The organism is Vreelandella sp. L-15 (assembly GCF_056857635.1).
In genome coordinates this window covers 35179-52981 of sequence record NZ_JBSXNN010000078.1, presented here as the reverse complement: position 1 = coordinate 52981, position 17803 = coordinate 35179, and the positions used below count along the sequence as shown (strand labels likewise).

Here is a 17803-nt window from a genome sequence, read left to right as displayed (position 1 = left end):
CACATGACTCTGGAAAGCATAGGACTCTCTCCCAGCACGCTGGTATTCATCGTGCTGGGGCTCACGCTAGTCGCCTTTATTTGGGGCCGTTTCCGCTACGACTTGGTGGCCTTGGCTGCCTTGCTAGGCTCGGTGATGCTGGGGCTGGTGCCTGCGGATGACGCCTTTGCAGGCTTTGGCCATCCGGCGGTGATTACCGTGGCGGCGGTGCTGGTGTTAAGCCGTGGCTTTGAGCGCTCTGGAGTGGTGGATGTCATCGCCAATCAGGTGCTCAAAGTGGGCGAGCGCCTAATGCTGCAACTGCTCGTGCTCGTGGGTACCGTGGTGGTGTTGTCTGGGGTGATGAATAACGTGGGGGCGCTGGCGCTACTGCTGCCGGTGGCGATGCGCCTTGCACGGGAACACAATACGTCTCCTTCACTGCTATTAATGCCCCTGGCGTTTGGTTCGCTGCTGGGTGGTTTAACCACGCTGATTGGCACGCCACCCAACATCATCATTGCTGCTTACCGGGGCAATATGACCGGTGAAAACTTCGGCATGTTTAGCTTCTCACCGGTGGGCATTGTGGTAGCGCTTGCTGGCCTGATATTTATTGTGCTGGTAGGCTGGCGCTTGACCCCCAAACGCAGTGGGCAGGCGGCGGCAGACGATATGTTCGATACCGCCAACTATCTAGTAGAGCTAAATGTTACTGAAGACTCCAAAGCTAATGGGCTCACCCTTCAACAATTGCGCGATGAGCTGGATGAGACCATCCCTGTCTTAGCGGTGGTGCGTGAAGATAATCGCCGGGCGGGCTACCAGTTTCACGGCGTGCTTCGTGAGGGTGACATCCTGCTGCTGGAAGCCGGCCCCGATGAGCTGAAGCTGCTGGAGGACAAAGTGGGCCTTAGCGCCATTGCCGAACCTGAAGAGCCAGAGGACGGGCAGGAGCAGCGCGTGGACGCGGAGAAGAGCGATGAACGTCAGCCGGTCGATACCGAAGGCCTACAGCTCATTGAAGCTGTTGTTCGTAATGATTCGATGATGATTAATCGCAGCGTGCGACAGCTGCGCCTTAACCATCAGTTTGGCTTGCACTTAGTGGCCGTGGCCCGTGATGGTGGCCGCCTGAAGCAGCGCCTGCGCGACATTCGTTTTCAAACCGGCGACGTGCTGCTATTGCAGGGCAGCGAAAACGAAATCGCCGATAGTTTATCGACGCTGGGTTGTTTGCCGCTGGCCAACCGCGAGCTACATTTAGGCCAGCCGCGTAAGCTGGCTATTTCGGTGGGTATTTTCGCGCTAGCGATTGTCGCGATGCTGTTTGATCTTTTGCCCGCGGCTGTTGCGATGAGCACGGCGGCGCTGGTGTCGCTGCTGATTGGCGTGCTGCCCTTGCGGGATGGCTACCAAGCCATTGATGGCCCGGTGATTGTGCTGCTTGCCGCCATGTTGCCGGTGGGTGAAGCGCTGGAGACCAGTGGCGGTGCTGATATCATTGCCGATGCGCTGCTGCGGTTTGGCGTAGAGTGGCCGATTGTCGTTTCCTTGGTGGGGCTGTTTCTGCTCTCCATGCTCCTCTCCAACGTGGTAAACAACGCGGCAGCGGCTCTACTTATGGCGCCGATTGCGGCGAGCCTCGCCAACGGCTTCGATGCCTCGCTGGACCCGTTTTTGATGGTGGTAGCCGTCAGCGCCTCCTGTGCGTTTTTAACCCCGATTGGACACCAGTCGAATACCCTGGTGCTGGGCCCCGGGGGGTACCGGTTTGGAGATTACTGGAAACTGGGGTTGCCGCTTTCGCTTGTGGTGATGGCCGTAGCCATTCCCGCGATTTTGTGGGTGTGGCCGCTCTAACATAGCCTAAAGTAATGGCAGCACCTGGCCTGTTCGAATGTTCGCGCTATTAGATTCCGAAAATTTTGCTAATCTATAACGCACATAGACCAACAAATATCGAACAGGCCGGGCTTATGAACCAACAGTACCGCCAGGATGCCATCGTCGAACTGGTTCGCCAGCACGGCTATATGAGTATTGAACAGCTCGCCGAACACTTCGCGGTGACGCCGCAAACCATCCGCCGTGACTTAAATACGCTGGCCAACGAAGGCCGCGTGAGACGCGTACATGGCGGCGTAGGCGTGGAATCAAGCACGGTGAATACCGCTTATAGCACCCGCAAAACGCTACACCTAGAAGAGAAAGAGCGCATTGCCCGTTGTTTGGCGCAGCACATTCCTCACCACGCATCGCTGTTCATTAATATCGGTACCAGTAACGAGATGATCGCCCAGGCGCTTTTAGAGCATCAAGGGCTGGAGATTATTACCAATAACTTGAACGTGGCGGCGATTCTTCAGCATAAAGAGGACTTCACCGTGATCATCGCGGGCGGGCAGGTACGTTCTCGGGATGGCGGGATCATCGGCGAGGCCACCATCGACTTCATCAATCAGTTCAAAGTGGACTACGGCATCATCGGGATCAGCGGCATCGACGAGGATGGCTCGCTTCTGGAGTTTGACTACCAAGAGGTACGCGTTGCCCAGGCGATCATTGCCAACTCCCGCCGGGTGTATCTAGCCGCCGACTACTCGAAATTCCACCGTAACCCGGTGGTGCGTCAGGGCAATATCTCACAGTTGGATGCGTTGTTTACCGACCGTAAGCCCCCCGAGGCGATTCAACGGCTGCTCACCCAACACGATGTAGCGCTGCACATTGCTTAGCGCCTGCTACAACAGCGCTTAGGGGTGCTTTGGCTAAGGTGGCAGAGTTTCATACTTGAGCATTCCATACGCCTGGAGTAGCCTTGAATGATAATAAAACGAAACAAAACAGACAAAATCGAAAGAACCTACAACAAAGTGAATGCGCTATGTCCTCCTTTATTCTCGCCATCGATCAAGGCACGACCAGCTCCCGCGCGATTCTGTTTGACCGCCAAGGCCAAATAGCGGCAGTTGCCCAGCAAGAGTTTCCTCAACACTTTCCGCAAGATGGGTGGATCGAACACGACCCGGAAGATATCTGGGAATCGGTGATCGCGACCTGCCGGGAAGTGCTCAGCAAAGCCCAGATAACCCCCGAACAAGTGGATGGGGTCGGCATTACCAACCAGCGTGAGACCACGGTGGTGTGGGATCGCGCCACAGGCAAGCCGCTATACAACGCCATCGTTTGGCAAGATCGTCGCACCTCCGAGCGCTGTCAGGCGCTACGCGACGAGGGGCATATTGAGTTAGTACAGTCGAAAACTGGACTATTGATCGACCCTTACTTTTCCGCCACCAAACTGGCCTGGATTCTCGATTGCGTCGAGGGCGCCCGCGAGCGTGCTGCCCGGGGCGAGCTGGCGTTCGGCACCGTCGATAGCTTTTTGATGTGGCGTTTGACCGATGGTAAACGTCACGTGACCGATGCCACCAATGCCTCGCGCACGGCGCTGTTCAACATTCATGACCAAACTTGGGACGAGGAGCTGCTGGCGCTATTTGATGTGCCCGCCAATATGCTCCCCGAGGTGAACGATTCCAGCGATGATTTTGGCACGGTCGAGGCCCACTGGCTGGGCGCGCCGCTGCCGATTGCAGGCGTCGCGGGTGATCAACAGGCGGCGCTGGTTGGGCAGGCGTGCTTTAAACCCGGTATGGGTAAAAGCACTTACGGCACCGGCTGTTTTATGATCGTGAATACCGGGGAAACGGCCTCGGTATCGCGTAATCGCCTGCTGACCACCATTGGCTACCGTATCAACGGCAAACCTACTTACGCCATGGAGGGGAGTATTTTCGTAGCAGGCGCCACGGTGCAGTGGCTACGAGATGGTCTGAATCTGTTTGCCGATGCTTCTGAAACCGAAGCGCTGGCCCAGAAAACCCGCAGCGGCCACAGCGTTTATTTGGTGCCAGCCTTTACCGGGCTAGGCGCGCCCCACTGGGACCCTAAGGCCCGTGGCGCTATTTTTGGCCTGACGCGTGACACTGGCATCGCCGAAATCGTTGCGGCGGGGCTGCAGGCGGTGTGTTACCAAACCCGCGACCTGCAGCACTGTATGAACGATGATATGGAGGCTGCGCCGGGCAACCTGCGTGTGGATGGCGGTATGGTGAAGAACAGCTGGGTCATGCAGTTTTTGGCCGATATGCTCAATGTCCAAGTTGACCGTCCGACCATTTTGGAAACGACGGCCCTTGGGGCGGCTTACTTGGCAGGGTTACGTCTTGGCTGGTACGACACGCTAGAGGAGATCGAGCAGCTCTGGCGTTGCGAGCGCAGCTTTACGCCGACCATGGAAGAGGAGACCCGTGAAAAGCTCTACCAGGGCTGGTTGGATGCGGTATCCCGTGTGCGCTCTACGTAAACAACGCCGCCGCGAAGCGCCATAGAAGCGCCATAAAAGATGCCGCTGTCGCACAGCGGCGTTTTTTTATGGCGTTTTTTATCTTTTAAAGACGTGTTAGTTCTTCTCCATTGATTTTTCCCTACCCTTTTAAAACAGTCGTTTAACTCTCTTCTTGAAAGTCTACGTCATCGATAGCGCTTCTATGGGTGTTATGTAGTCAAACTACAACCCAGCCTGCTGCCAATGATGCATTGTGAGCATGGCAGCCGTGAACCATAGTGAAGTCATGGATCAGGGCGGTGTTTTGTTATCCCGATACGTCGCACTTATCCTTGCTACATACCGAGGCGCTGCCGTATTACCAGGGCGCTTAAGGCGAAGGTCTTGTAACGCTTGTGACCGTTTCGCAGTTACCGAACTGGGCACTTACCCGGCCCAGCATGAGTAGCAATGTCACCATTCGTCGTTAATTAAGATGGCTGCTCGATTATTCATACGAAGTATCAAACAATAACGAGCAGCGGCTGACCATACCATGAGGGACTAACCATGAACTGCATCGAATTGAGCCAACAAGCCGACCGTATCGCTAGCTCTTTCAGCAAGCAAGATTTAGCCAAGCTAGTATTGGCGTTGAAGAGCAATCGTGAGTCGCTCCAACATGCCGTCGAAGTTATCGACACCATTGATAGTCGTTCAGGCTGTACGCTGGAAGAAGCATGGGATGAGGTATTAGCGGGCGATTCTCAACTGCTCGTCGAACACGAAGAGTGATGCCTTAACACACTTGCTCACGATATTAATACCCCCTGCTATTGAGTTAGCAGGGGGATTTTTATGTGAGCAAGAGTGACGGTTTAAAATGCTCGCTTCTGTTTAAGAGAGCGTTTCAACCGACGGCCGAGACGTATCACGATTCTCTTTGAAGTAGGTGGTAAATCGTTCTTCTGCTTCTTCGCCAAAGAGGACCCGACAGGCCTCTTTTAGGCCTGGTGACTGGCGCAGCTGCTCATGGTGAACGACCAGCGACACCTTGGCGCGGCGGCGTAAGAAGTCTTCCAACTGCGTGATCATCTCATGGTCACGTGCGTGCTCGAGTTCACAGCGGATGTACTCGGTGCCTTCGATCAAAATATCGGCTTCAGAAGGGTCTTGGCGAATTTTCTCAAGCATGGGAATCGCTTGTTCTGCATAACGTCGCCATAGTCTTGAGGAGAGCGGCTCTGAAGAGGTAGCCGCCGTCATGGCATCCAGGTTCATGCGCTTGGCTTGATCCATAAACTGCTGCTTCACCGGCTCGGGCGGCTCGCCATACCAGTGAAAGTTAGGATCGCTGAGCGCCACGCCAAGCGCTTTTACCTCCTCGGCAATTTCATCGCCCACGTTGAGGCAATCAGTGAGCTTGCCGCCAAAGATACTGATATGGGCACTCTCTGGATTGGTATCGATGACATGCTTGCGCGATAGCTGCAGGAAGTCGCGGTCGCTGCCCTGGTCGGCCTTGATGGCGAGAGGGCGTACCCCGCAGCGCGTCGATATGATGTCGGCTTGGGTGAGTGGTTTGTCGAGCGTCAGGCGCTTGTTGATGTTCTCCAAAACGAACGCGATATCGTCGGCGGTGACGTCGACCTCGGGGTGCTCCATATGAGTGTCGGTGGTGCCGATACAGGTGCGGTTGCCCATCGGAATGACGAAGAAGAGCCGCCCATCATCGGCAAAGAACGCCAGCACCCGCTTGGTGTCGGTTAACTGCGGCACAATCAAGTGAATGCCTTTCGAGTAGAGGTGCTGGTGGGACGTTTTTTGCCCCGTCAGGGCATTGTGCTGGTCGACCCAGGGGCCAGCGGCGTTGATCAACACTTTGGAACGAATATTGAAGATACTGCCATCCATTACGTTGCGGGCTTTGGTCACCCAGGTATCGCCTTCGCGTTCGGCCCCCAACGATTCGACGTAGTTGGCCGCCACGGCACCGTAGTTAAGGGCATGGCGTACGAAGTTAAATACGAAGCGAGCGTCGTTATCATGCAGGTAAGCATCTGAGTACTCGAACCCGCCAACGGCACCTTCAATATCGATAATCGGCTCTTCTTGCTTGATCTTTTTGGGCGAGAGCAAGCGCGGTAACTTGGTGAAGCCGTTGCCCATCAGCCAATAAAGCCAGGTGCCCGCCCACAAATAGCGCGGAGAGTGGCGGAAACCTTTGGTAATCGTGGTAAGGAAACGAATTTCTTGAACGGTAGACGGGTAGCTTTTGATTAAGTGGTTGCGGCTTTTGCAGAGCTTACGTACCAGCGCAAAGTCTTTGCTTTCCATGTATTTGATGCCGCCCCAAACCAGGTTCGAGGAGTGCATGCTGGTACTGCCGGCAAAGTCGCCACGGTCGATTAGGGCTACTTTAGCACCTTTGCCCGCAAGAGCAGCGGCGGTTGCTGCACCATTGATGCCGCCACCGATAATCAGTGCGTCAAAGTCATCAGTGTGCAATTTCTCGACATTACGGTTACGCAGTTTCATAGCGGTTCCAATTAATTAAGAAAAAGCCCCGTGTCGGTTGCGGTCTCAACGAGTGGAGAGGGCAACAATGCCCGCCGCTGATGACACCACGGAAAAGGGGCGGGCTGGCGCCCGCCCTATAGGTCTTAGCGGGTGCCGGCCGCCATCCATGCTTCCATCATTTCATCGTAAGGAACGGTGGTGCCTTGCGGCATCTCGTTATCCAGCTTCGCTTTGGGGGCGCCTTCCTGGTCAAGCCAGTACTGCGGGTCGCGTTCTTCGTTCAGCACCGGGGCATAGCTGTCGAAGACGTTGGCCCGTGCCAAGCGGTTCATGGTGTTGTCCATGTCGGCGGCGAGCTTGTCGAGGCCTTCTTGGGGCGTGACTTCACCACTCATCACCGGTGCCAGGTTCTGCCACCACAGCGGTGCCATGCGTGGGTAGTCCGGTACGTTGGTGCCGGTAGGCGTCCAGTTAGACTCGTTGGGGCTGCGGTAGAACTCCACCAGGCCGCCCAGTCGGGGTGCCATTTCGGTCATCTGCTCGGAGAAGATATCCGACTCGCGAATTGGCGTTAGGCCCGCCATCAGTTTTTCCAGCGAGGTGGTTTTCGCCACGGTGAACTGGGCAAACAGCCAAGCGGCCGTGCGGCGATCTTCAGGCGTAGAATCGAAGAAGGTCCAGGCACCTACGTCCTGATAACCCACCTTCATGCCCTCTTCCCAGTAGGGGCCAGTGGGAGAGGGTGCCATGCGCCACAGCGGGTTACCTTCGTCGTCGGTGACGGCAACAGACGGGTCGGTCATGTCAGCGGTGAAGGCGGTGTACCAGAAGATCTGCTGAGCGATATGGCCCTGGGCGGGCACGGGGCCAGCTTCACCAAAGGTCATGCCCTGGGCTTCGGGCGGTGCGAAATCACGCAGCCAATCCACGGCTTTCTGCATGGCGAAGACGGAAGCAGGTGAGTTGGTCGCGCCACCGCGGCTGACGCTTGCGCCGACCGGCTGGCTCTCTTCATTCACACGAATACCCCAGTCATCCACCGGGTTACCGGACGGTACGCCGGGGCTGCCCATACCTGCCATGGAGAGCCAGGAGTCGTGGAAGCGCCAACCCAAAGAGGGGTCGCGGCGGCCGTAGTCCATGTGACCGTAGACCTTAGTACCGTCGATCTCACCGACATGCTCGGTAAAGAATTCGGCGATATCTTCATAAGCGGTCCAGTTGGTGGGCACGCCTAAATCGTAGCCGTAAATGTCACGGAACTGCTCTTGCAAGTCTTCACGCTGGAACCAGTCATAGCGGAACCAGTACAGGTTGGCGAACTGCTGGGTGGGTAGCTGGTAAAGGCTGCCATCCGGGCCGGTGCCATACTGCAGGCCGATGAAGTCGTCCAGATCCAGCGTCGGCAGGGTGTAGTCTGCCCACTCGTTCTCCATGGCTTGGGTTAGGTTGATGGTGGTGCCGTAGCGAATATGCGTGCCGATGGAGTCGGTGTCGTTGACGAAGCCGTCGTAGATGCTGTTGCCCGACTGCATCTGGTTCTGCATGGTGTCGACCACGTCACCTTCGCCGATGATGTTATGGGTCAGGTTGATGCCGGTCAGCTCGCTAAACGCGGGAGCGAGCACTTCGCTTTCATACACGTGCGTTGTCAGGCCTTCGGCTACGGTCTGAATATCCATGCCGCGGAACGGCTCGGCCGCTTTGGCAAACCAGAGTAGTTCTTCGATCTGCTCCTCGCGGCTGAGCGTCGAGTCTTGGAAGTGCTCGTCTACCAGGCGCTCCGCTATGGCCCGCGCGTCGTGGTCATCTGCCATGAGACTTCCCGATGCGAGCATTAGGCTAGCGGCGAGGGTAGTGAGTTTGAACTTGTTATTACGCATATTGACCTCGTTTTGTTGTGCTCTTCCTTGATGACGTGAGCGTCCTTGATACCGCCGTACATCCGCTGAGAAAGCCGTCGGCCTAGCCCCAGCGCATCAACACCAGCAGCCATACCGCTGATAGTGCCAGCGCTATCCAAATGGATAGCGTTGTGAAGCCAATCACCCCCAGGTGAATAAACGCGGCGGAGAGCAGGCCGATGAACAGCCGGTCGCCGCGGGTGGTGCTAATGGGTAGAAACCCCTTGCGTTCGACGGTGGGGGATAAGATCTCCCACAGCGTCATCCCTGCTAGCATCGCTGCAATGGATGAAAAGAAAATGGCAGTCGGTGTCGTCCATACCATCCAAGACATAACGGTGCTCCTTAGGTGCGGCCCAGGGCAAAGCCCTTGGCGATATGGTTGCGAACGAAGTACACCACCAAAATGCCCGGCACGATGGTGAGTACACCAGCGGCGGCAAGCGTGCCCCAGTCAATGCCCGATGCGGTGGAGGTCCGCGTCATGATCATGCCGATCGGTTGAGCGTCGGTGGCGGTCAGCGTGCGTGCCAGCAGCAGCTCTACCCACGAGAACATGAACAGGAAGAACAGCGTGACGCCGATACCGGAGCGGATCATAGGAATGAAAATCTTGATAAAGAAGCGCGGAAAGCTATAGCCGTCGATATACGCCGTCTCATCAATCTCTTTTGGCACGCTGCTCATGAAACCTTCGAGAATCCAGATGGCCAGCGGAATATTGAACAAACAGTGGGCCAGGGCCACGGCGATATGGGTATCGAACAAACCTACCGAGTAGTAGAGCTGGAAGTAGGGCAGCAGAAACACCGCAGGCGGTGCCATCAAGTTGGTGAGCAGCCAGAAGAACAGGTGCTTATCGCCAATAAAGCGGTAGCGGCTGAAGGCATAGGCGGCAGGCAGCGCCACGCAAATCGTGATTAGCATGTTGAGCGCTACATACAGCATTGAATTCACATAGCCCATGTACCAGCTGGAGTTAGTGAAAATGCCGATGTAGTTATCAAACGTCAGGTTTTTGGGCCATAGCGTCATGGAGCCCAAAATCTCGCTGTTGGTCTGCAGCGACATATTAATCAGCCAATAAATTGGCAGGATCATCAGGAACAGGTACAGCCCCAGCAGAAACCGTGAACGGAACCGGCTGCGCGCGTTACGTTTGCGCCGCTGTGCCGGGGTGGTCCGGCTAAAAATGGTGTTGTATTTCTCGCCCTGCTGGGCGTTATCTAAGCGGTACATATCATGCTCCCCCGTGCGGGTTCTTATCTTTTTGCATGTGCATGATGGTGGTGTAGAACACCCAGCTCACGAGCAAAATAACCAGGAAGTAGATGATCGAGAACGCGGCAGAGGGCCCCAGATCCTGCTGGCCGATAGCCATAGTCGCGAGTGACTGGCTCAGGAAGGTGGTGGAGCTACCCGGGCCGCCGCCAGTTAGTACGAAGGGCTCGGCGTAGATCATGAATGAGTGCATAAAGCGCAGCAGCACCGCAATGACCAGAACGTTGGTGAGTTTGGGCAGTTGGATGTAGCGGAAGATCGCCCACTTGGAGGCACGATCGATACGTGCTGCTTGGTAGTAAGCCTCGGGGATCGAACGCAGGCCGCTGTAGCAGAGCATGGCCACCAGCGGAGTCCAGTGCCAAACGTCCATCAAGATAATGGTTGCCCAGGCATCGCCCGAATTACGGGTAATGTTGTAGTTGATCCCTAGCTCCCGCAGACCGTAACCCATGAGGCCAATATCGCCACGGGTGAAGATTTGCCAAATACTGCCCACCACGTTCCATGGGATCAGAAGCGGCAGGGTAATCAAGATCAGTACGGCAGAGGCCTGCCAGCCGCGCTTAGGCATAATCAGGGCAATGCCAATGCCGAGCGGCACCTGGATGGCCAAAATGGTCAGAGAAAAAAGAATCTGACGCACGAAGGCGTCGCGAAGCGCCGAGTCGTTCAAGATGCTATGAAACCACTCGGTACCGGTGAAGAAGCGCGCATTAGGGCCCAGCACGTCCTGAACCGAGTAGTTGACCACGGTCATCAAGGGGATGATGGCCGAAAAAGCCACCAGTACCAGCATGGGAAGGACCAGCAGCCATGCGCGGTTATTGAGTACTTTATTATTCATGGCCGATCTCCACTAGGTATTCATCGACGTAGAGCGCGATGTGCTGATCGGAAAACACTGCATGAGCAGCGTCACCTACCGGCGCGTGACCTTCAGGCAGGCGCGCTTTGAACAACTGGCCGTTCAAGGTAAAGCTCAGCAGCGAGTAGGTCCCCAAGTCCTGCAGGTTAACCACTTCAACCGGTACGCTGTTTGGCTCCGGCGAGTTGCTGACCGTAATGAACTCCGGGCGAATGCCAAGCTTGATATTGCTGGAGCCTGCGGCCGCCACGCTGCGGCTAACGGCCTCATTCACGGGTAGCGGCAGCTCGCCAAACATCACTTTGTCCGCCTGATGGGTGACGCTCATGAAGTTCATCCCCGGGCTGCCAATGAAGTACCCCACGAAGGTATGCGCCGGTTTTTCGAACAGTTCACGAGGCGTGCCGAACTGCACCACCTGACCGTCGTACATCACCGCAATTTTGTCAGCAAAGGTAGAGGCTTCGAGCTGGTCGTGGGTAACGTAGATCATGGTGATATTGAAGCGCTCATGGATCTCTTTGAGCTTACGGCGCAGCTTCCACTTGAGCTGCGGGTCGATCACCGTGAGGGGTTCGTCAAATAGGATGGCAGAGACGTCGTCACGCACTAGCCCGCGGCCCATGGAGACTTTCTGCTTCTCATCGGCGGTGAGGTTTTTGGCTTTCCGGGAGAGGAGCGGCGTGAGGTCGAGGATATCGGCAATTTCCCGAACTTTCGGGTCGACCTTGTACTCGGGGGTGTTCATGTTGCGCAGCGGGAAAGCCAGGTTGTCGTACACCGTCATGGTGTCGTAGATCACCGGGAACTGGAACACCTGGGCGATGTTGCGCTCCTCCGGCGGCAGCTCGTTCACACGGTGACCATCGAACAGTACGTCACCTTCGGAGGGTTCCAGCAGGCCAGAAATAATGTTTAGCAGGGTTGATTTACCGCAGCCCGACGGGCCCAGCAGTGCATAAGCACCGCCCTGGTGCCACACGTGATCCATCTGACGAATCGCGTAGTCGCTATGGCTGCTAGGACTTTTGCTATAGCTGTGCGCCAAGCCTTTTAAAGTAATCTCAGCCATGAGCAACGCTCCCTTGAGCAGAAGAGGGGATGTGCACGGTGCTGCCCTGTTTATCGAAGGCGTAGAGCTGATGCGTTGGGAAGTACACGTTGATCGCATCGTTGACGTGAAACTCGTGAATTCCCGCTAAATGCAGCACCAGAGGGAAGCGCTCATGGCGCACGTGTAAGAACGTTTCAGAACCGCTTATCTCGGCGACGTCGACCCTGACTGGCAGCTCGAGATCGTCGACTGACTGGGGTTTGAGGGTGATATGAGAGGCGCGTACGCCAAAGTCGTAATCGCCCGGGGTGAGCCGCTGAAGGCCGGGGTCGCAGGGGAAGTGCAGCGACTGGTCGAAAGTGATTTCCGTTGCGGTCAGCTTTCCGGGCACGATATTAATCGGCGGTTCGGAGAACATCTCGGCGCTATGACGACCGTTGGGCTCACGGTATACCTGTTCGGTGGGGCCGTACTGGAGCAGCCGTCCTTCATGCAGCACGGCCGTATTGCCGCCGAGTGCCAGCGCCTCGTTGGGTTCGGTGGTGGCGTAAACGGCAATGCAGTTACGGGCTTTGAACAGCTCACGCAGCTCGTCGCGCAGCTCTTCGCGCAGTTTGTAGTCCAGGTTGACCAGTGGCTCGTCGAACAAAATCAGATCGGCATCTTTGACTAGCGCCCGGCCCATGGCGGTGCGCTGCTGCTGCCCCCCTGAGAGCTCTTGGGGGTAGCGGTCGAGCAGATGTTCGATATGCAGCATTTCAGCAATACTGCCGACACGCCGATCAATTTCCTGTTGAGGCGTTTTGGCTAGTTTCAGCGGTGAAGCAATATTGTCGCGTACCGTCAGGCTGGGGTAATTGATGAACTGTTGGTAGACCATCGACACGTTGCGTTTGCGAACCGAAACGCCGGTGACATCTTTGCCGTCCATGAAGATACGCCCGCGGGTGGGCTGCTCTAAGCCTGCCATTAGACGCATGAGCGTGGTTTTGCCCGCCAACGTGCGTCCGAGCAACACGTTAAAGGAACCTGGTTCCAGTTCGAGGTTAACCCCACTGATATGGGTCTGACCCCCGACGACGTGGTCGATATTTTGCAAATGTAAGGACATGCCGATCTCGCTAGCGTCGTTGTTATTGATAGGTGGTATCGATAATTGTGTAGTGCGCTGATCGCGAGGGAGGGTGGTTGGCCGTACTTATTTGCCGATTATTGTGTGGCAACCAACCCATGCGATATTTTCATTAACGAAAGGCTAGTTGATCATTTGCGAACTTGCAACGCTTTTGATGGCCGTTTGTATTCGCTTTTAGGCGTAGAAGAACTCAAAAATAGAGTTTTCAGGGTGAGTAAGAAGCTCGGTTTGCTCAGTCTCCACTACGCCCTATGGCTATAATGTTCGTTTGATTCGTTTTAGAACATGCGGGTGGCATAAAAAACCGGCCCTTGGTGGGCCGGTTGGTCGAGGGCTAAAAGCCATTTACTTAACGCTGGTCTCTGCCTGCGGCGATGCTTTGGCAGGTGCTGCGTTATGGTCGATCAGTGTCGACTTGTCGTTGGCAAACGCGTGGTAAGCAAAGTCATCGACGGTCAGCATTTCCAGCACTTCAGCTTCAAATGTGCGCATGAAGGCGGCGTCTTCTTCGTTAATTAAGCCTTTTTCCAGAGCGGCTTCTACCCGTGCTTCGGGGTGAAGTGCCGTTTGCGGCAGCTCACCTTTGGCGTAGGCTTTGTTTACCGTGCGGTAAATAGCCTCCGCGCGGTCGTACTCTTTCAGCAGAGCGTTGTAGCGTGCCAACGGGTTAGATTCTGTACCGTCGTCTTTGTCCCAGGTGTTGGTTAGCAGCTTGCTGCGTAGCGCGCTTTGGGTAGAGACACGCCGTGCGATATCGCGGGCTAAGTCATCATGTGGCTTATTCCAGCGACGGCCTGTAGGCATGACCACGACGTTGAGTACTTTACCCAGCGCACGGTTTGGCAGGTTGTCAAAAATCTCAACAAAGGCCTGCTCTGCGCGGTTAAGCAGGAACTGCATGCTGTAATGCAGTAGGCCTTCTTCGCCTTCTACTTTATTGCCGTTATGCCACTGCTTAAGCACCATAGAAGCAAGGTAGAGGTTGGAAAGGATATCGCCCAGGCGGGCGGAAAGCATTTCGCGTTTTTTCAGCTCAGAGCCGAGGCTGGCCATGGCGGCATCTGCACACAGGCCGAAGCCGGCAGAGAGGCGCGCGATATCCTGGGCGTAACCAGCGGCCGGACCGCTGAACGGCACGCTGGGCTTGCCGAGACCGAAGCCCAGCGTGAAGGCACGGGCCGCGTTGCCGAAAATCAGGCCCGCATGACCAAAGAACGCCTTATCGAAGGCTTTCACATCGTTGGCATCTTTGGCAGCCAGCTCTTCCAGCACATAAGGGTGGCAGCGAATAGCGCCCTGACCAAAGATCATCAGGTTGCGGGTCATAATGTTCGCGCCTTCTACGGTAATGGCTACCGGGTTCGCGCTATAGCCGATACCCAAGTAGTTGCGCGGGCCAAGCGTCACTGCTTTACCGCCGTGCACGTCCATTGCATCGCTAAGCAGCACGCGCTGAAATTCGGTCAGCTGGCTTTTCAGGATGGCAGAGGGTACCGCTGGCTTTTCGCCATGGTCGATCAGGTTAGCGGTTTGGTACACCGTGGCTGCCGAAATGTAGGCCAATGACGCCATACGTGCCAGGGGCTCTTGCACGCCTTCCATCTCTGCGACCGGTACGTTGAACTGACGACGCACGCGGGTAAAGCCGCCGCTCCAGCCCAGCGCGTAACGCGCGGTGCCGGTGGCACCAGAAGGCAGCGTGATGCAGCGGCCAATCGAGAGGCACTCCACCAGCATACGCCAGCCTTGGCCAATCATATCCGGGCCACCGATAATGGTGTCCAGCGGTACGAACACATCTTTACCCTTAATCGGGCCGTTCATAAACGGGCTGCCAATCGGGTGGTGGCGACGGCCAATGTCCATACCCTGGGTATCGCGGGGGATCAGCGCCAGGGTAATGCCGCGGTCTTCTTCTTCGCCCAGCAGGTTTTCCGGGTCGAAGAGGCGGAATGCCAGGCCAACCACGGTGGCAATGGGCGCCAGGGTGATCCAGCGCTTCTCAAAGTTCAGGCGCACGCCCACGACTTCTTCGCCATTAATGACTTGCTTACACACCACGCCGGTATCTGGAAGGGAAGTCGCATCTGAACCTGCGCGGGGGCCGGTGAGGCCGAAGCAGGGGATTTCACGACCATCGGCTAGGCGCGGCAGGTAGTGGTCTTTCTGCTCTTGGGTGCCGTACTTCAGCAGCAGTTCGCCAGGGCCGAGAGAGTTGGGCACGCCTACAGTCACCATCAGGGTTTCGTTGGCGGAGAGCTTCTGCAGCACCATGGATTGCGCCTTGGCAGAGAAGCCCAAACCGCCGTACTCCTTCGGAATAATCATGCCGAAGAAGCCTTCTTTTTTCAGGTAGTCCCATAGCTCTTGGGGCAGGTCGGCACGCTCACGGGCGATATCCCAGGCGTTGCACATGCCAGCGGCTTTTGAGCACTGGTTGTCTAAAAACGCCTGCTCTTCGTCACTTAGGCCATCGTCTTTGAAGTCGAGCAGCGATTGCCACTGGGGCTTACCTGAAAAAAGCTCGCCATCCCAGGAAACGCTACCCGCTTCCAGCGCGGTACGCTCGGTCGCCGATACTTTCGGCGCTACTTTTTTGAAAGTGGCAAAAATACGCGGGGTTAGCCATTTACTGCGCAGTGCAGGAAGGCCCGCCACGGCTACTGCGGCGGCGGCAATGAGTAGCAACGTGCCTATGATCGGTGCGCCTAACACAACGCCAATTAAGCCCAGTACGCCTAGTAGGGCAAGGGCAGCGGTGGCACCTGCCTCGCGGCGCATCACCACGAGCAAGCCCGCAACGGCCAGCACGATGAGTAGTAAGGTGAGCATGGGGGATCTCCGTGGATGGTTGTTAATGAACGTATTTAAACGTATGTTTGAATATTCGCAGAGTCAAGATGCTTAGTGCAAGCCTTTCACCGTTATACGTTCGCTTTATATCTTCAATGTAGCGCAGTTAAGACATAAAAAACGCCATGGCGCGGAACCATGGCGTTTTGACGCAGCGGGTCGATAAGCCCGCACTCGTCTCAGGCTACGATGCCTGTTTGGCAGGCGCGCCGTTGGCGACGTAGTAATCTACGCTGGCACGGGGCAGGGGCTCGCGACCGCGAATACGGTCGGCGATTTTTTCGGCCAGCATGATGGTGGGAGCATTCAGGTTGCCGGTTGGAATGACCGGAAATAGTGATGCATCCACCACGCGCAGTCCTTCGAGCCCATGTACCCGGCCTTGGGCATCGGTCACCGCCATGTCACCTTCGCCCATGCGGCAGCTGCCGCAGGGGTGATAAGCAGTTTCGGCGTGCTGCTTGACGAAATTGTCGAGCTCTTCATCGCTCTGCACGTCCGGGCCGGGGGAAATTTCCCGGCCTCGGTATCGGTCGAAGGCGGGCTGGGCGATGATCTCGCGAGTTAGGCGAATCGCGTCGCGGAACTCTTCCCAATCCTTCTCTTTGGCCATGTAATTGAACAGAATGCTCGGTGCCGCGTGGGGGTCTTTAGATGTCAGACGAATACGGCCGCGGCTTTCTGAACGCATGGAACCGACGTGTGCCTGGAAGCCATGCGCTTGAACGGCACTCTTGCCGTTATAGCTAATGGCGATAGGCAGGAAGTGGTACTGCAGGTTTGGCCACTCCTCGTCATCGCGGCTACGGATGAAGCCACAGGACTCGAACTGGTTGCTTGCGCCTATACCGGTGCCGTTAAACAGCCACTCGGCCCCAATCTTCGGCTGGTTGTACCACTTCAGTGCAGGGTAGAGCGAAATAGGCTCTTTGCACTCGTACTGAATGTACATTTCCAGGTGGTCTTGCAGATTTTCACCGACGCCGGGTAGGTCGTGCACCACGGGAATGCCCAGTTCTTTCAGCCACTCCGAATTACCGACGCCTGAGCGCTGGAGAATCTGTGGTGAGGCAATCGCACCACCGCACAGCAGCACTTCGCGACGCGCGCGAGCCTGCTTGGGCTGGCCTTTCTGCTCGTAGCGGACGCCGACGGCGCGCTTACCCTCGAATTCGATCACGTCGGTGACGGCGCGGGTTTCGATGGTCAGGTTACTGCGCTGTTTGGCCGTGTCCAGGTAGCCACGAGCGGTGGAGGCGCGGCGACCTTTCGGCGTTACGAAGCGGTCCATCGGGCCGAAGCCCTCTTGTTGGTAGCCGTTGACGTCCTCGGTTTCTGGGTAACCGGCTTGCTTGCCCGCCTCTATAAAAGTGCGGTAAAGCGGGTTATTGCCCGCTTTGGGAGTGGTCACGCTGACGGGCCCGTCGCCACCGTGGTAGTCGTTCGGGCCGATATCGCGGGTTTCGCTCTTTTTGAAGTAGGGCAGACAGCTTAAATAATCCCACTCCTCCAAACCGGGCTGTTTGGCCCAGTGGTCGTAATCAAGCGCGTTGCCGCGGATGTAGCACATACCGTTGATCAGCGAGGAGCCGCCTAGGCCTTTGCCACGCCCGCACTCCATACGGCGATTGTCCATATGAGGTTCGGGGTCGGTTTCGAACGCCCAGTTATAACGCTTGCCCTGTAGTGGGTAAGCCAACGCTGCGGGCATTTGGGTGCGAAAATCGAAACGGTAGTCAGGGCCACCGGCTTCCAACAGCAGCACGCTGACATCGCTGTCTTCGGTCAGGCGCGTGGCCAGCACGTTACCTGCTGAACCGGCACCGATGATAATGTAATCAAACTCAGTTGCTTGAGACATAGCGGTTCTCTCATC

The 17803-nt window shown here is 56.4% G+C and carries 13 protein-coding genes; 4 read left to right on the top strand and 9 right to left on the bottom strand.

The features are described 5' to 3' along the window. Window positions 1-3 precede the first annotated feature (3 nt). The 4 genes from AC13CY_RS11385 to AC13CY_RS11370 all read left to right on the top strand — a co-directional run bounded on the left by AC13CY_RS11385 (window position 4) and on the right by AC13CY_RS11370 (window position 5107). A complete protein-coding gene (locus tag AC13CY_RS11385) occupies window positions 4-1842 on the top strand; it encodes an SLC13 family permease (protein ID WP_483052530.1) in 1839 nt (612 codons plus the stop codon). Window positions 1843-1958: 116 nt separating this feature from the next. Further along, on the top strand, window positions 1959-2717 hold the full coding sequence (locus AC13CY_RS11380; RefSeq protein ID WP_483052529.1) for a DeoR/GlpR family transcriptional regulator: 759 nt from the start codon (window positions 1959-1961) through the stop codon (window positions 2715-2717). A 149-nt stretch (window positions 2718-2866) separates the two neighbouring features. After that, complete coding sequence (gene glpK / locus AC13CY_RS11375; RefSeq protein ID WP_058577770.1) at window positions 2867-4351, top strand: glycerol kinase GlpK; 1485 nt, start codon at window positions 2867-2869, stop codon at window positions 4349-4351. A gap of 531 nt (window positions 4352-4882) precedes the next feature. Continuing rightward, window positions 4883-5107 (top strand): hypothetical protein, encoded by a 225-nt coding sequence (locus AC13CY_RS11370; RefSeq protein WP_044628033.1) that lies wholly within the window; start codon window positions 4883-4885, stop codon window positions 5105-5107. Between the two features lie 102 nt (window positions 5108-5209). Here AC13CY_RS11370 and AC13CY_RS11365 read toward each other — a convergent pair whose 3' ends face one another. From AC13CY_RS11365 to betA, 9 genes are all read right to left on the bottom strand, one after another. After that, window positions 5210-6850: a glycerol-3-phosphate dehydrogenase/oxidase gene (locus AC13CY_RS11365; RefSeq protein WP_044628032.1), complete on the bottom strand. Its 1641-nt coding sequence runs from the start codon at window positions 6848-6850 to the stop codon at window positions 5210-5212. Window positions 6851-6975: 125 nt separating this feature from the next. Further along, window positions 6976-8715 carry an ABC transporter substrate-binding protein gene (locus AC13CY_RS11360; RefSeq protein ID WP_044628031.1) on the bottom strand — a complete coding sequence of 580 codons (1740 nt, stop codon included), beginning with the start codon at window positions 8713-8715 and terminating at the stop codon, window positions 6976-6978. 82 nt (window positions 8716-8797) lie between these two features. Continuing rightward, a complete protein-coding gene (locus tag AC13CY_RS11355; protein ID WP_044628030.1) occupies window positions 8798-9070 on the bottom strand; it encodes a DUF2160 domain-containing protein in 273 nt (90 codons plus the stop codon). Window positions 9071-9081: 11 nt separating this feature from the next. Next, on the bottom strand, window positions 9082-9975 hold the full coding sequence (locus AC13CY_RS11350) for a carbohydrate ABC transporter permease (RefSeq protein WP_044628029.1): 894 nt from the start codon (window positions 9973-9975) through the stop codon (window positions 9082-9084). 1 nt (window position 9976) lies between these two features. Then, window positions 9977-10864, bottom strand: coding sequence for a carbohydrate ABC transporter permease (locus tag AC13CY_RS11345; protein ID WP_062359363.1), 888 nt, complete (start codon window positions 10862-10864; stop codon window positions 9977-9979). After that, entirely contained in the window at window positions 10857-11957 is a 1101-nt protein-coding gene (locus AC13CY_RS11340) for an ABC transporter ATP-binding protein (RefSeq protein WP_058577767.1), read from the bottom strand. The genes AC13CY_RS11345 and AC13CY_RS11340 overlap by 8 nt, the downstream gene beginning before the upstream one ends. Next, a complete protein-coding gene (locus tag AC13CY_RS11335) occupies window positions 11950-13050 on the bottom strand; it encodes an ABC transporter ATP-binding protein (protein WP_062359362.1) in 1101 nt (366 codons plus the stop codon). Before AC13CY_RS11335 ends, AC13CY_RS11340 begins: the two co-directional genes overlap by 8 nt. Before the next feature lie 369 nt (window positions 13051-13419). After that, the gene (locus AC13CY_RS11330; protein WP_273681909.1) at window positions 13420-15906 is read right to left on the bottom strand and encodes an acyl-CoA dehydrogenase; all 2487 of its coding nucleotides are present in this window, start codon (window positions 15904-15906) and stop codon (window positions 13420-13422) included. A 205-nt stretch (window positions 15907-16111) separates the two neighbouring features. Then, complete coding sequence (gene betA, locus AC13CY_RS11325) at window positions 16112-17788, bottom strand: choline dehydrogenase (protein ID WP_062359360.1); 1677 nt, start codon at window positions 17786-17788, stop codon at window positions 16112-16114. Window positions 17789-17803: the final 15 nt, after the last annotated feature.